The organism is Rhodococcus sp. M8, from assembly GCF_015654185.1.
GTDB classification, from domain to species: Bacteria; Actinomycetota; Actinomycetes; order Mycobacteriales; family Mycobacteriaceae; genus Rhodococcus; species Rhodococcus aetherivorans.
The window spans coordinates 358,456-373,042 of record NZ_CP064065.1 but is presented as its reverse complement, the minus strand read 5'-3'; the positions used below and the strand labels follow the sequence as shown (position 1 = coordinate 373,042).

The window sequence follows — 14,587 nt, the reverse complement described above, 5'->3', positions numbered from 1 at the left end:
TCACCTTAACGACGGTTCGCATCGGCGAGAACCCGCAGCGCCGTGTCCCGCAGCGCCGGATCGGCACCGTCGAGCCAGTGCACCCGCGGATCCCGGCGGAACCACGAGCGTTGCCGGCGCACGTAGCGCCGCGTCCCGATGAAGGTGCGCTCGCGGGCGTGGGCGAGGTCGCACTCACCGGCCAGGTACTCGAGCACCTGCGCGTACCCGATCGCCCGACGGGCCGTCACCCCCTCGTGCAGCCCCTGTTCGCACAGCGCCGCCACCTCGTCGACCAGTCCGCGCTCGAACATCAGGTCCGTACGCCGAGCGATCCGGTCGTCGAGGGCCACGGTGTCCCGGTCCACCCCCAGCACGACGGTCCCCCATCTGGGATCGCCGATCTGCGGCTGCGACGCCGCAAACGGCGCCCCGGTGAGCTCGACCACTTCGAGGGCGCGGACCATGCGGCGGCCGTCGGTGGGGAGGATCGTCGCCGCGGCGACCGGGTCGGCCCGCTGCAGCGCCGCGTGCACCGCGGCCACCCCCTCGTCGGCGAGCAGCGCCTCCCACTTGGCCCGTACCTGCGGATCCGTCGCGGGGAACTGCCACTCGTCGAGGAGGGCCTGCACGTACATCATCGAGCCGCCGACGATGATCGGCACGGCGCCGCGGTCCCGGATCGCCTCGACGTCGGCGGTCGCGGCCTGCTGGTAGCGGGCGACCGTGGCGGTCTCGGTGACATCGAGGACGTCGAGCTGATGGTGGGTGATGCCGCGCCGCTCGTCGACGGGCAGCTTGGCGGTGCCGATGTCCATGCCGCGGTACTGCTGCATCGCATCGATGTTGACGATCTCCCCGCCGAGCTCCTCGGCGAGATCGAGACCCAGATCGGACTTGCCGGTGGCCGTCGGGCCGACGACGGCCACCGGAGGGAGGGGCTCACGGGTCACGGTCGCCACATCCCGACGTGGTATCCCACGCCGTACGGCGCGCTGCTGTGGGTCGTGGCGGCCGCCGCCGGTCCGTCGGAGCCGAACACCGCGGCCAGCACCTGCCATGCGGCGCGGCCGTCGAGGACCAGTTCGGTGCAGAGCGCCGGGTCGAGCGCGGCGAGCGCGGCGGCGTCGCCGACCGCGAGGGCGGCGCCGAGCGCCTCGTCCACCTCCTGCGCCCCGGGGTGGTAGGCCCCGGGTGCCTTCGCGGTGAGCGTGGCCGGGCCGTCCGCGACCACGAGCAGGGCCGTCGGGGTGCGGTCCGCGTCCAGGGCGCCGCGCAGCCGCCGCCCGAAGCGGGCGCAGTCCTGCGGGGTCGTGTCGGCCGGCACGACGTGCGTGGTGGCGCGCACGACCGGCGCCGTCCGGTCGCGCAACCAGCCCGCGATCAGGGCCGGCAGCGGCAGCTGCGGATCGGGCGTCCCCGCGGTCGCCGGCCCGAGCGAGACGGCCAGGTCGACACCGAAGCCGCGGAACGTTCCGACGGCCGTGTCCGGGAGGTGCGCGGCCTCCGTGCCCGTACCGACGACGACCCACTGCGCCGCGGCGCGCAGTTCCGCCCCGACGTCGAGCACGGCGGCGCGCAGGTCGGCGGTCTCGGCGGCCGCGGAGCCGGTCAACTCGGGAACGAGCAGGGGTGGGGACGGCACGAACGCCGCGGCGATCAACACACGGGCCACCGTAGTCGACCCGACCCGCCGCCTCCCGGCCGTGCGACCTGTTTCAATAGTGGGCGGGCGTGGTCTCGGAGCGACCTCCGCGGCCCGACCACGCGAACCAGTGCGACCAGGCAGCCGTGCCGCGCGGCAGAGATGAGGACCGATGACCGACCCGAACGCAACGCAGGAATCCCGCGCTCCGAAGCCGGGCGCTCCCAAACCGGGTCGGCAGCGGCCGGCCCCCGAGTCGTCGGCACCCAAGCCGCACCCGGCCGCCCATCCCCATCCGCAGCCCACGGTCCCGGCCAGCGATCCGAGCCGGTGGGGCCGCGTCGACGAGGACGGCACGGCGTGGGTGAAGACCGCCGAGGGCGAGCGGTGCATCGGGTCCTGGCAGGCGGGCGACGCCGCCGAGGGGCTTGCCCACTTCGGCCGCCGGTACGACGACCTCGCGACCGAGGTGGCGATCCTCGAGTCGCGGCTGAGCTCGGGCACCGGGGACGCGAAGAAGACCCGGGCGGCGGCCCAGGCGCTCGCGGAGTCCTTGCCCACCGCCGCCGTGATCGGTGACCTCGACACCCTCGCCGAGCGGCTCGCGGCGATCGTCGCGGACTCGGAGAAGGCGGCGGTCGCCGCAAAACAGGAGAAGGAGCACCAGCGGGCGGCGGCCACCGCCCGCAAGGAGGCCCTCGCGGCCGAGGCCGAGCAGATCGGCGCCGAGTCGACCCAGTGGAAGGCTGCCGGCGACCGGTTGCGGGAGATCCTCGAGGAGTGGAAGACGATCCGCGGCGTGGACCGTAAGGTCGACGACGCCCTGTGGCGGCGCTATTCGAAGGCCCGCGAGGCGTTCAACCGCCGGCGCGGCGCGCACTTCGCCGAACTGGACCGCGAGCGCGCCGCCGCCCGGGCCCGCAAGGAGGATCTCGTGGCGCAGGCCGAGGAACTGCAGGACTCGACCGACTGGGGTGCGACGGCGGCCGCGTTCCGGGAACTTCTCGCCGAGTGGAAGGCGGCCGGTCGGGCGCCGCGCGAGGCCGACGATCAGCTGTGGAAGCGGTTCAAGGGCGCCCAGGACGTGTTCTTCGCCGCCCGCAACGCGGCCGCCTCGGAGCGGGACGCGGAGTTCGAGGAGAACGCGCAGGCGAAGGAGGCGCTGCTGCAGTCGGCGGCGTCGATCGATCCGGCGGCGGACATCGACGCCGCCCGGGCCCGGCTGCGCGAGCTGCAGGACAGGTGGGAGGAGATCGGCAAGGTCCCGCGGGAGCGGATGCACGACCTCGAGAGCCGTCTGCGGGCGATCGAGAAGCGGGTCCGCGAGGCTGCCGAGTCCGAATGGCGGCGCACCGACCCGGAGGCGCTCGCCCGTGCCGCCCAGTTCCGGGAGCGCGTGCGCCAGTTCGAGGAGCAGGCCGCCAAGGCCACCGCCGCGGGCCGCCCGAAGGACGCCGAGAGTGCGCTCGCGCAGGCGCAGCAGTGGCGGGAATGGGCCGACGCCGCGGAAGGAGCCGTCGGGGAGCGCTGAGCGCCCCTCCGGACACGACGATGCCCCCGGCTCGTTCGAGCCGGGGGCACCGTCGTTCGTCCGGTCCCGGGCGGTCAGTCGTCGAGCAGGCCCTTGTTCTCCTGCTGGGCGGCCGCGTTGCGGAGTTCCTCCTCGGCGGCGAGCTGAAGCGCGGTGCGCGTCCACACCACCTTCGCCCAGTGGAAGGTGAGCACCATGACGGTGATCCAGCCCAGGATCAGGCCGATGCCCGGTCCCGCGCCCGGGTCGCCGACCGGCAGGGTCTGCCTCGACCAGATCGAGAGCATGCCGAACACGATCGACACCGCGGAGCCGGCCAGCGCCAGCCACGCCAGCACCCACCGGCGGGTGACGAGCGCCAGGATGGAGAAGATCGCGCCGAACACCAGAGCGAGCCACACGAAGATGCGGGAGGGCAGCGCGATGGACTCGGCGGTCGCGTCGGGGGCGAAGGACAGCACCTCCCACCCGTTGGCCGCCCCGGCATGGGGCAGGCTGAACGAGCCGAGCAGCACGAGCACCGCGACCGCGACGACGAGCGCGCGGGCTCCGGGGTCGATCTCGCCGGCGATCTTGCGTTCGGCTGCCTCGAGGTCGGCGCGGACTTCGTCCATCGGATCCCTTCCGTCGTCCCCGGCGTCGTCGCCGGGCGTCCTGCCCTCGTCGGGGCCGCTCGCGGTCATGCGTCACATCCCGTCTGTGCCGGAAGTGGCTCGGGCACACCGATCTGCGGGAGACCGAGCCCCACCCCGATGGGGGGCGTCTTGGGGGTGCGGCCCTGCTCGAACCGGTCGCCGGCGCGGGTGCGCCGATGAGTCAGGATCTGGGTGTCCGCGACCAGATGGTGCGGGGCGGCCTCGCTGATCACGATCGTGACGACGTCGCCCGGGCGAACCGCACGGTCGATGTTGCCCTCGGGCCGGAAGTGCACGAGCCGGCCGTCACGGGCGCGGCCGCTCATCCGGGCGGTCTCGGAGTCCTTGCGGCCCTCCCCCGCGGCGACGAGCAACTCGACCTCCCTGCCGACGAGCGCGAGGTTCTCCTCGAGGGTGATCCGCTCCTGCAGCGCGATGAGCCGTTCGTACCGTTCCTGCACCACCGCCTTGGGCACCTGGCCGTCCATCTCCGCGGCCGGCGTGCCGGGTCGCCTGGAGTACTGGAAGGTGAAGGCGCTGGTGAACCGGGCCTTCTCGACGACGTCGAGGGTCTCCTGGAAATCCTCCTCGGTCTCGCCGGGGAACCCGACGATGATATCGGTGGTGATCGCCGCGTGCGGCATGGCCGCGCGCACCTTCTCGATGATCCCGAGGAACCGCTCCTTGCGGTACGAGCGGCGCATCGCGCGCAGGACGCGGTCCGAGCCGGACTGCAGCGGCATATGCAGCTGCGGGCACACGTTCGGGGTCTGCGCCATCGCCTCGATGACGTCGTCGGTGAACTCCGCGGGGTGCGGGGAGGTGAAGCGGACCCGTTCGAGACCCTCGATACCGCCGCAGGCGCGCAGCAGCGCGGCGAACGCGCCGCGGTCGCGGGGCTGCTCCGGATCGGCAAAGGAGCGGCCGTAGGAGTTGACGTTCTGCCCGAGCAGGGTCACCTCGAGGACGCCCTCGTCGACGAGCGCGCGGACCTCGGCGAGGATGTCATCGGGCCGGCGGTCCACCTCCTTGCCACGCAGCGACGGCACGATGCAGAAGGTGCAGGTGTTGTTGCAGCCCACGGAGATCGACACCCAGCCGGCGTAGCTGGACTCGCGCCGGGCGGGCAGGGTCGAGGGGAACGCCTCGAGCGATTCGAGGATCTCGACCTCGGCGCGGCGGTTGTGCCGGGCACGATCGAGCAGCGCCGGCAGGTTGCCGATGTTGTGCGTCCCGAACACGACGTCGACCCACGGCGCCTTCTTCACGACGACCTCGCGGTCCTTCTGGGCAAGGCACCCACCGACGGCGATCTGCATGTTCGGGTTGGCGTCCTTGACGGGCCGCAGATGGCTCAGGTTGCCGTAGAGCTTGTTGTCGGCATTCTCCCGCACCGCGCAGGTGTTGAAGACCACGAGATCGGCGGGCGCACCCGGCCCTGCCTTGGTGAACCCGGAGTCCTCGAGCAGCCCGGACAGGCGCTCCGAGTCGTGCACGTTCATCTGGCAGCCATAGGTGCGCACCTCGTAGGTGCGGGCGCCGACCTCGGCGGTCGCGTCGAGGGCGGCCGGGGCGCTGGGGGGTTCATGGTCCATCGATGACACGTCCCAGCCTAGCTCACGGGGCCGGACCGCTCCTGAAGTGGGCCGAGAGAGACAACCTAGTCCATCGCGCGACCCGGCGGGGCGAACCGGAACCGGCCTTTCGGGGCCGACCGTAAATTTTCCATTACGCAGTCCGAACTCGGCTTGCGAAAATTGCGGCACGGCGGCGCGGGCAGCATAGGGTTCTGTCCATGACACCAGCGGCGGTCGAATTCGAGAAGCCCTCCGGCTCGGCAGGCGGCGCACCCCCGATGATCTCGATGTCGGCGGTGGAGAAGCACTTCGGAGCCCTGCACGTGCTGCAGGACATCAACCTCGAAGTATCGGCGGGTCAGGTCGTGATCGTGGTGGGGCCGTCCGGGTCCGGCAAGTCCACCCTGTGCCGGACCATCAACCGGCTCGAGCCGATCGACTCGGGCGAGATCCGGGTGGACGGCAAGCTGCTTCCCGCAGAAGGTAAGGCGCTCGCGGCGCTGCGAGCCGACGTGGGAATGGTGTTCCAGTCGTTCAACCTGTTCGCGCACAAGACCATCCTCGAGAACGTCATGCTCGCCCCGGTAAAGGTCCGTCGCAAGGGCAGGACCGAGGCCAAGGAGCAGGCGCTGCAACTTCTCGACCGCGTCGGCATCGCCAATCAGGCGGACAAGTATCCCGCGCAGCTCTCGGGCGGCCAGCAGCAGCGCGTCGCGATCGCGCGGGCACTGGCGATGAACCCGAAGGTCATGCTGTTCGACGAGCCGACCTCGGCGCTGGACCCCGAGATGGTCCAGGAGGTGCTCGACGTCATGACGTCGCTGGCCCGGGAGGGCATGACGATGCTCGTCGTCACCCACGAGATGGGCTTCGCCCGCAAGGCCGGCAACCGCGTGCTGTTCATGGCGGACGGGCAGATCATCGAGGACACCGACCCCGACACGTTCTTCACCGCACCCAAGTCCGCCCGCGCCCAGGACTTCCTCGGCAAGATCCTCAGTCACTGATCCGGCGTCGCTGCCGCACCGGAACCGGGGCGGCATCACCCACAACACGGAGGTACTCGATGAGAATCACCCGCTCGGTTCGCCTGGGCATCGGCGCGATCGCCGTCGCCGTGCTCGCCACCGCGTGTGGCGGAGACGAGCAGCGCAGCGTGTCGCAGTCCGCCGAGAGCGGCTCCCTCGTCGTCGGCATCAAGTTCGACCAGCCCGGGCTCGGGTTGCGCAACCCCGACGGTACCTTCAGCGGGTTCGACGTCGAGGTCGCGAAGTACGTCGGGCAGCAGCTGGGAGTGGCGCCGGAGAACATCGAGTTCAAGGAAGCCCCGTCCCCGCAGCGCGAGACCCTCATCGAGAACGGTGAGGTGGACTACATCGTCGCCACCTACTCGATCACCGACACGCGCAAGGAGAAGGTCGACTTCGCCGGGCCGTACTTCGTCGCCGGCCAGTCGCTGCTCGTGCGTGCCGACAACACCGACATCACCGGACCGGAGTCGCTCAACGGCGGCAAGCGGCTGTGCTCGGTGGCCGGCTCCACCCCCGCACAGAAGGTCAAGGACACCTACGCGCAGGACGTGCAGCTGCAGGAGTTCGACACCTACTCCGCCTGCGTCGAGGCGCTGCGCAACGGTGCGGTCGACGCCGTGACCACCGACGACATCATTCTCGCCGGTTACGCGGCCCAGTACCCGGGCCAGTTGAAGGTCGTGGGCGAGCCGTTCACGGAGGAGCGCTACGGTATCGGTCTGGCCAAGGGCGACACCGAGTCCCGCAACCAGATCAACGACGCGATCGAAGAGATGATCTCGAGCGGGGCCTGGCAGGCCGCCCTCGAATCCACTGTCGGCCCGTCCGGATACCCCCTGCCGGAACCGCCGCAGGTCGACCGCTACTGACCATCCCCGTCGTCCGGCCGGCCCGTTCGACGACTCGTCACGGGCCGGCCGGATCCCAGTCCCCGATCGGTGGAGTTGACCTGTGGATCTGTTGAGCAAGTACGGCGATCAGTTGATCGACGCCTTCTGGACCACCGTGCAGTTGACGGTGTTCTCGGCGATCGGCGCGCTGATCCTCGGAACGATCCTCGCCGGCATGCGCGTGTCCCCGGTGCCGGTGGCACGGGCGGTCGGCACCGTGTACGTGGGGATCTTCCGCAACACCCCCCTGACGCTGATCATCATCTTCTGCCTGTTCGGCCTGTCACAGACGCTGGGCATCAGCCTTGCCCCCCAGTCGTCGCCGACGTTCCTGGTGGACAACAACTTCCGGCTCGCGGTGCTGGGCCTGAGCGTCTATACCGCAGCGTTCGTCTGCGAGTCGCTGCGCTCGGGCATCAACACCGTCAACGTCGGGCAGGCCGAGGCGGGCCGCTCCCTCGGGTTGACCTTCGGCCAGAATCTGCGCCTGATCGTGCTGCCGCAGGCGTTCCGCGCGGTGATCGCACCCCTCGGCAGCGTGCTGATCGCCCTGACCAAGAATTCGACGATCGCGTCCGTCATCGGCGTCTCGGAGGCCTCCCTGCTGATGAAGACCATGATCGAGAACGAGGCGCAGATCTTCGTCATCGGCGGCATCTTCGCCCTCGGCTTCGTGATCCTGACCCTGCCCACGGGCCTGCTGTTCGGCTGGCTGAGCACGCGATTCGAGGTGTCCCGGTGAGCACCGGCCGCGCAACCGTCCTCTACGACGCCCCCGGTCCCCGGGCGCGAACGATCTACCACGTCGCCTCGGCGGCGGTGGCCGTGCTGCTCGTCGCCGTCGGCTATTTCGTCTACCGGGCTCTCGACGACAAGGGGCAGCTCACCACCGCGAAGTGGGAGCCGTTCCTGGAATCGAGCTCGTGGACCACGTATCTGATCCCCGGCATCCGGGGCACCCTCATCGCGGCCGCGGTATCCATCGTGCTCGCCCTGATCCTCGGGGCCGCGCTGGGCATCGGCCGGCTCTCCGATCACCGGCCCGTGCGCGCGGTGTGCGGCTTCATCGTCGAACTGTTCCGGGCCATCCCGGTACTGATCCTGATGATCTTCGCCTACCAGCTGTTCGCCGAATACCAGGTCTTCCGGTCGAAGTACCTGGCGCTGGCGGCGGTGGTCACCGGCCTGACCCTCTACAACGGCTCGGTGATCGCCGAGATCGTCCGCGCCGGCATCCGGTCGCTGCCCCGCGGGCAGACCGAGGCCGCCGCGGCGCTGGGCATGCGCAAGGGCCAGATCATGCGTCTGATCCTGTTGCCACAGGCCGTCACGGCGATGTTGCCGGCGATCGTCTCGCAGATGGTGGTGGCCCTGAAGGACTCCGCGCTCGGCTATCTCATCGGGTACGTCGAAGTCGTGCGCGCCGGTCAGCAGCTCGGCGCGTTCTTCGGCAACTACCTGCCGTCGCTGCTCGTGGTGGCCGCGATCATGATCGTGCTCAACGGCGCGTTGACGGTCGTCGCGACGCGGCTCGAGCGGCGTCTGCGGACCGGACGCAAGAACCGTGCCGCGATGCCGGAGGCCGACGAGAACGCCCCCGACAACGTGCTTTCCGGCATGACCGTCCCGGGGGTGGACATCACCAGCGATCACGACAAGCGCCGGTAACCCGTCAGTCGGTGGCGACGTCGCCGGGCTCGGGATCGAGCCCGGCGAGTTCGCCGCGGACCACGTCGAAGGCCACGCCCTGCGGGTAACCACGGCGGGCGAGCATGCCGACCAGCCGTCGCACCACCTTGTCCCGTTCCGCGGCGATCTCGCGCCGATCCCCCTCCGTGGGCAGCGGGGGCTGGGTGCGCAGCTTCTTGCGCACCAGTTCGGCGGCGCGGGCGCGTTCGTCGTCGCCGTCGATCTGCTCCAGCGCCTCAGCCGCCTCGTGCTGCCCGATCCCCTTGCGGCGCAGTTCCATTGCCAGAGCACGTTTGCCCCGGCCGGCATGCCGATGACGGGAGCGCACCCACTGCTGGGCGAACTCGGCGTCGTCGACGAGACCCACCTCGGTGAGCCGGTCGAGGGTCCGCTCGGCGACGTCCGCGGCGAAGCCCTTCTGTTCGAGTTTCGCGGCGAGTTCGGCGCGGCTGCGAGCCCGGTCGGTCAGCAGACGGAGGCACAGGTCCTTGGCCTGTGCCTCCGTTCCGCCGCCGGGCAGGTCGCCGCCGCGCCGGTCACCGCGACGGGAGTCGCTGCCCAACGCTCGACTCAGAAGTCGGCGGGCTCGTCGGCGGGCTCGGCGGTGACGTCCGCCCCGATGCCGAGCTTCTCCTTGATCTTCTTCTCGATCTCGTCCCGGACGTCGGTGTTCTCCAGCAGGAACTTGCGGGCGTTCTCCTTGCCCTGACCGAGCTGGTCGCCCTCGTAGGTGTACCAGGAGCCGGACTTGCGGATGAAGCCCTGCTCGACCCCCATGTCGATGAGCGAGCCCTCCTTGCTGATGCCGTGGCCGTAGAGGATGTCGAACTCGGCCTGCTTGAAGGGCGGCGACACCTTGTTCTTGACGACCTTGACGCGGGTGCGGTTGCCCACCGCGTCGGAGCCGTCCTTGAGGGTCTCGATACGGCGCACGTCCAGGCGCACCGAGGCGTAGAACTTCAAAGCCTTGCCGCCGGTGGTCGTTTCGGGCGAGCCGAACATCACACCGATCTTCTCGCGCAGCTGGTTGATGAAGATCGCGGTGGTGCCCGAGTTGTTGAGCGCACCGGTCATCTTGCGCAGCGCCTGGCTCATCAGGCGGGCCTGCAGGCCGACGTGGCTGTCACCCATCTCGCCCTCGATCTCGGCGCGCGGCACCAGGGCCGCCACCGAGTCGACCACGATGATGTCGAGCGCGCCGGAACGGATCAGCATGTCCGCGATCTCGAGCGCCTGCTCACCGGTATCCGGCTGCGACACGAGCAGGGCGTCGGTGTCGACACCGAGCTTGCGCGCGTACTCGGGATCGAGCGCGTGCTCGGCGTCGATGAAGGCGGCGATGCCGCCGGCGGCCTGGGCGTTGGCCACGGCGTGCAGCGCGACCGTCGTCTTACCGGAGGATTCCGGGCCGTAGATCTCGACGACCCGGCCGCGCGGGAGGCCGCCGATGCCGAGCGCGACGTCGAGCGCGATCGAGCCCGTCGGGATCACGGCGATGGGCTGGCGGGACTCCTCCCCCAGGCGCATCACCGAGCCCTTGCCGAAGCTCTTGTCGATCTGCGCGAGCGCCAGCTCGAGCGCCTTGTCGCGATCGTGTGCCTGTGGTGCCATCGTGGTCCCCTTTTCGAGTCTCGTCTTGCTTGCCGATGACGTTAGAGTCCGGCACCGACAAGTTCGCCGTCCCGACCGGCGAGCGGCCGGATCTGTGGATGAATCGGACGCCTGTGGACTACTTCTTCACCACCCGCGGACCAGCATAGGCGAACAACTGTTCGAACGGAACGGGCGCGGCGGTTTCACCGGCGCGCGGGCGGGACGTCGAACTCCTCGCACAGGGCCCGCCACACCTCACGGGGTTCCCGGCCGGCCTCGATGGCCGCGGCGGCGGTCCGCCCGCCGAGCGAGAGCAGCACGTGGTCACGTAGCAGGGCGTCGCCGCGCAGCTGCCCGAACTCGTTGCGGACACACTCGTGAAATTCCGTCAGTCGCACCTGCGCCACGGTAGTCGCTTCCCGGACCCCCGACAGCGGCCGGTGGAGCGGACGCGGGGCACGTCACCGCATCGGCGCCACGACGCTGCGGCAGACGGTCACCGGGTCCTCGACCTGCGTTGCCGTCGCGGCGGCCAGGCGGGCCGCGCGCGTGAAGCGCGGCTCGGTCAGCACGGTGTCCACGGCCGCCCGCAGCGCGTCGGAGTCGAGTGGCCGCACGACCACCGCGCTGCCCTGCCGGGCGGCCCGATTGGCCAGCTCCCACTGGTCGCCGCCGCCGGGCACCACTACCGCGGGCACCCCGGCGCGCAGGGCCTTGGCGAGCATCCCGTGGCCGCCGCCGCACACCACCACGTCGGCCTGCTCGAGCAGCAGGTCCTGCCGGCCGTGCCCGGCCACGACGCCGTCCGGCCAGTCCCGCTCGGGCGGCTCGAGCATCGCGACGACGATCCGCATCCCGGATCCGCCGAGGCCCGTGCACACGGCGTCGAGCAGGCCGGGCACGCCGGTAGCCGCGGTGGACGGGGCCACCATCACCAGCGGTCCGTCGCCGGAGGGCGGCGCCAGGACGTCGCCGGTGGGCTCCCACAGCAGCGGCCCGACGACGTGCGCCCCGGCGGGCCAGTCCGGTCGCGGGACCTCGAGGGCGGGCAGGGTGGCGACGAGCCGGGCCGCCGGCCCCGGATCCCGGGCGGCCAGGCCGATCCCGACGCGCGCCGCGGACCGTTCGCGTTCCCCCTGCCGGATCGACCGGGCGGTCGCCGCGCGCAGCACCGTGTCCCGCGCGCGCCCGCGCAGCCCGGTGCCTGCGGCGAGACCGCTGCCGATGGGGGGCAGCCCCCGCGAGGGCAGATACAGCGGATGGGGCGACAGCTCCACCCAGGGGATACCGAGGCGTTCGGCGGCCATGCCGCCGCCCGCGGTGAGCACGTCGGAGACGACGAGGTCGGGCAGCAAGGCGCTGAGCCCGGGCAGCATCTCGGACGCGATGTGGGCGGCGCGGGCATGGATGCGGGCACCGGCATCGGCATCGTCGTCCTCCGGACGCGGGGCCAGCCCGGCGAGCGGCGCGAGCGTCACCCCGTCCAGGTCGAGGCCGAGCCACCGCTCGCCGGTGAAGAGGACGGGCTCGTCGCCCGCCTCGGCCAGACGCAGGCTCAGGGCTATCGCCGGGATCGCATGCCCGGCGTCGGGCCCGGCCACCACCGCCACTCGCATCGGCTCAGACTGCCACACCCGCTCCGCGCTGCCCGGTTGTGGAGGCGACGCCGGGAGTACCGGCCGCCGCTGCAGCGCCTCGGCGGTGGGGCTCGCCCGGGCTGTGCCCACCGCGTCGTACGTGCGAGCCTGGAAGCATGACGATGTCGGCAGGTGTCCCGTGAGGAGCGGCCATCCGGTGCCGGACCCCGTCGGTCCGGGGCAGGAGTCGGTGTGGACTACCCACGGCCGCCCGTGGTCCGACGGAGCGACGAGCTGGTCGAGGTGTGGTTCGGCGGGCAACTCGTCGCGCGCACCCGCACCCTGTTGCGGCTGCTGGAGACGAGCCACCCGCCGACCTACTACCTGCCCCGGACATGCTTCGCCGAGGGGGTCCTGCGGCCGGTTCCCGGGAGCACGGTGTGCGAGTGGAAGGGACGGGCCGACTATTTCGACGTCGTGGCAGGCGGACACGTCGCCGAGCGTGCGGCGTGGCACTATCCCCGGCCGGTTGCCGGATACGAGGCACTCGTCGGGCATGTGGCAGTCATGCCGGGTCCGATGGACGGCTGTTTCGTCGACGGCGAGCGGGTGCGTCCCCAGGCGGGGGGCTTCTACGGCGGCTGGATCACCGATCGGGTGGTCGGCCCCTTCAAAGGCGGGCCCGGCAGTCGCTACTGGTGATCGCAGGGAGGGGCGGGCACGGCCGCGGCGACGGGCCCGAATCCGGGGCCGGCCACCGATTGGCGCGGAGATCGGCGGCAACAGTCCCACGCCGTGGCCGTTCCGCGGCGCCGGCGGTCACGGATACGCCGACCAGAACTGGAGCACCTGCTCGCGGGTGGTGACCGTTCCGTTGTCGATGATCAGCAGTTCGTCCTCGTCGAACGTGTAGCGAACAGGTCCGGCCACGACGGTGAATCCGGCGGCGGCCGGGGCGGCGTCGGCCAGTTCGATGTCGGCACCGTCGCTGAGCCGCAGGCCCTTGTAGTAGAGGCGATCGAAGTCGTTGCGGCACACCAGGACCCGCGACTCCGACGTGCGCGCCACCGCGACGGCCTCGTCGGTCGAGTTGCAGCGCGGCCCGATGTCGTCGTCGAAGCCCCGGGTGTCCGCCTGCGCGACCGGGATGCGGTCCGGGCGGCTCTGCGGCGGGGCCGTGGTCGTCGGTGCGGACGAAGTGGTGGGGAGGTCGGTGACCTCCGCCGTGACCGTCGCGGGGGGCGGCACCACCGGACCGGGGCTGTCGATCTGCCCGGTGGCCGAGGTGTCGGCCCGCACATCCGGCTCCGGCGCCTCGCCGCGGCCGGGCAGGATCCACGTCAGCGATCCGACGAGCGCGAGGCCCACGACCGCGGCGCCCAGCAGCACGAGCAGCGGCCGACGGGAACGCGACGTCGGGTGTCCGGGCGGGGCGGTCGGACCGGCGGACACGGGGGCGGGTTCAGCGGCGGTGACCGCCCGGGTCGGCGCGGTGACGGGCTCGGTGACCGGCTCGGTGAGAGCGGCACGCGCGGCCGCGGCCAGCGCACCGCACGTGGGGAAGCGGTCCTCGGGGCGCTTGGCCATCGCGCGGGCGATCACATCGTCGAACGCGGACGGCAGGTCCGGCCGCGCCGCGGTGGGGCGCGGCGGGGGCAGATGCAGATGCGCGTGGACCAGATGGGCCGGCTCGGACCCCGGATACGGTGGCCGCGTCGTGAGCAGCTGATAGAGCGTGCACCCGAGGGCGTAGACGTCGGTCCGGGGGCCGAGGGGCCGCCCCTCGATCTGTTCGGGGGACGCGTACTGCAGGCTGGCGACGAGCATGCCGGTCTCGGTGACCGCCGTGCTGTCGAGGCTCTTCGCGATCCCGAAGTCCGCGAGCAGGACGCGCTCGGGTTCGCTCGCCCCGCTCGGCGTGAGCAGGATGTTCGCGGGCTTGACGTCGCGGTGCAGTATCCCGTGTGCATGCGCGTAATCGAGCGCGCGGGCGGTCTCGGACACGATGTGCACGGCGCGCCCCGGAGGCATCGGTCCCCTGCGCAGTGCACCCACCGCGTCGGTGCCGTCCACGTACTGCATCGCAATCCACAACTGGTCGCCGACATTGCCGCGGTCGTACACGGTGACGATGTTGGGATGTTCGAGCCGCGCGACGTGGTCGGCCTCCCGGAGGAACCGGCTGCGGTTTCCCGGGTTCGCGGTCGCCGACGGGTCGAGCAGCTTCAGCGCGATGAAACGCGGCAGGTTCGGATGCCGCGCCAGGTAGACGCTGCCCATCCCTCCCGTGCCGAGGCGGCGTTCGATACGGTACCCGGCGAACACGGAGCCGGTCTGCAGTTCTCCCACGATGTCGTCCACTCCCGAGTCCGTCGCGGCGCCCGCCCGACAGCCGTCTCAGAATATCGCGCACGTGAAGAGTGCCGGGCCGGACGCTCCG

14 protein-coding genes and 1 pseudogene are annotated in these 14,587 nt (G+C 71.3%); 6 read left to right on the top strand and 9 right to left on the bottom strand.

All coding sequences use genetic code 11. The features are described from left to right. Positions 1 to 5: 5 nt before the first annotated feature. Positions 6 to 941, bottom strand: a complete 936-nt coding sequence (gene miaA, locus ISO16_RS01720; protein WP_029543354.1) for a tRNA (adenosine(37)-N6)-dimethylallyltransferase MiaA — start codon at positions 939 to 941, stop codon at positions 6 to 8. Then, the gene (locus ISO16_RS01715; protein WP_029543353.1) at positions 929 to 1,645 is read right to left on the bottom strand and encodes a hypothetical protein; all 717 of its coding nucleotides are present in this window, start codon (positions 1,643 to 1,645) and stop codon (positions 929 to 931) included. Before ISO16_RS01715 ends, miaA begins: the two co-directional genes overlap by 13 nt. A 151-nt stretch (positions 1,646 to 1,796) precedes the next feature. Between ISO16_RS01715 and ISO16_RS01710 the strand changes: the two genes are divergently transcribed. Beyond that, entirely contained in the window at positions 1,797 to 3,155 is a 1,359-nt protein-coding gene (locus ISO16_RS01710; protein WP_072635137.1) for a DUF349 domain-containing protein, read from the top strand. Positions 3,156 to 3,229: 74 nt separating this feature from the next. Here ISO16_RS01710 and ISO16_RS01705 read toward each other — a convergent pair whose 3' ends face one another. Next, positions 3,230 to 3,838, bottom strand: coding sequence for an Rv2732c family membrane protein (locus tag ISO16_RS01705; RefSeq protein WP_006948249.1), 609 nt, complete (start codon positions 3,836 to 3,838; stop codon positions 3,230 to 3,232). After that, positions 3,835 to 5,385: a tRNA (N6-isopentenyl adenosine(37)-C2)-methylthiotransferase MiaB gene (gene miaB / locus ISO16_RS01700; RefSeq protein WP_072635136.1), complete on the bottom strand. Its 1,551-nt coding sequence runs from the start codon at positions 5,383 to 5,385 to the stop codon at positions 3,835 to 3,837. Before miaB ends, ISO16_RS01705 begins: the two co-directional genes overlap by 4 nt. Before the next feature lie 260 nt (positions 5,386 to 5,645). Here miaB and ISO16_RS01695 point away from each other — a divergent pair, with 260 nt between their 5' ends. From ISO16_RS01695 to ISO16_RS01680, 4 genes are all read left to right on the top strand, one after another. Then, complete coding sequence (locus ISO16_RS01695) at positions 5,646 to 6,374, top strand: amino acid ABC transporter ATP-binding protein (protein ID WP_083662503.1); 729 nt, start codon at positions 5,646 to 5,648, stop codon at positions 6,372 to 6,374. Positions 6,375 to 6,433: 59 nt separating this feature from the next. Beyond that, complete coding sequence (locus ISO16_RS01690) at positions 6,434 to 7,267, top strand: glutamate ABC transporter substrate-binding protein (RefSeq protein ID WP_006948252.1); 834 nt, start codon at positions 6,434 to 6,436, stop codon at positions 7,265 to 7,267. A gap of 82 nt (positions 7,268 to 7,349) precedes the next feature. Then, positions 7,350 to 8,030: an amino acid ABC transporter permease gene (locus ISO16_RS01685; RefSeq protein ID WP_006948253.1), complete on the top strand. Its 681-nt coding sequence runs from the start codon at positions 7,350 to 7,352 to the stop codon at positions 8,028 to 8,030. After that, positions 8,027 to 8,956: an amino acid ABC transporter permease gene (locus ISO16_RS01680; protein WP_006948256.1), complete on the top strand. Its 930-nt coding sequence runs from the start codon at positions 8,027 to 8,029 to the stop codon at positions 8,954 to 8,956. Before ISO16_RS01685 ends, ISO16_RS01680 begins: the two co-directional genes overlap by 4 nt. A gap of 4 nt (positions 8,957 to 8,960) precedes the next feature. Here ISO16_RS01680 and recX read toward each other — a convergent pair whose 3' ends face one another. The 4 genes from recX to ISO16_RS01660 all read right to left on the bottom strand — a co-directional run bounded on the left by recX (position 8,961) and on the right by ISO16_RS01660 (position 12,186). After that, on the bottom strand, positions 8,961 to 9,539 hold the full coding sequence (gene recX / locus ISO16_RS01675; RefSeq protein WP_006948258.1) for a recombination regulator RecX: 579 nt from the start codon (positions 9,537 to 9,539) through the stop codon (positions 8,961 to 8,963). Between the two features lie 8 nt (positions 9,540 to 9,547). Next, positions 9,548 to 10,588, bottom strand: coding sequence for a recombinase RecA (gene recA, locus ISO16_RS01670; protein ID WP_006948259.1), 1,041 nt, complete (start codon positions 10,586 to 10,588; stop codon positions 9,548 to 9,550). Between the two features lie 185 nt (positions 10,589 to 10,773). Next, positions 10,774 to 10,968, bottom strand: coding sequence for a DUF3046 domain-containing protein (locus tag ISO16_RS01665; RefSeq protein ID WP_029543347.1), 195 nt, complete (start codon positions 10,966 to 10,968; stop codon positions 10,774 to 10,776). A 63-nt stretch (positions 10,969 to 11,031) separates the two neighbouring features. Then, entirely contained in the window at positions 11,032 to 12,186 is a 1,155-nt protein-coding gene (locus ISO16_RS01660; RefSeq protein WP_044476646.1) for a glycosyltransferase, read from the bottom strand. A gap of 160 nt (positions 12,187 to 12,346) precedes the next feature. Here ISO16_RS01660 and ISO16_RS01655 point away from each other — a divergent pair. Then, positions 12,347 to 12,849, top strand: a pseudogene (locus tag ISO16_RS01655) (DUF427 domain-containing protein). Between the two features lie 117 nt (positions 12,850 to 12,966). Here the strand turns inward: ISO16_RS01655 and ISO16_RS01650 are convergent. Next, complete coding sequence (locus ISO16_RS01650; protein ID WP_072635134.1) at positions 12,967 to 14,508, bottom strand: serine/threonine-protein kinase; 1,542 nt, start codon at positions 14,506 to 14,508, stop codon at positions 12,967 to 12,969. Between the last annotated feature and the right edge of the window lie 79 nt (positions 14,509 to 14,587).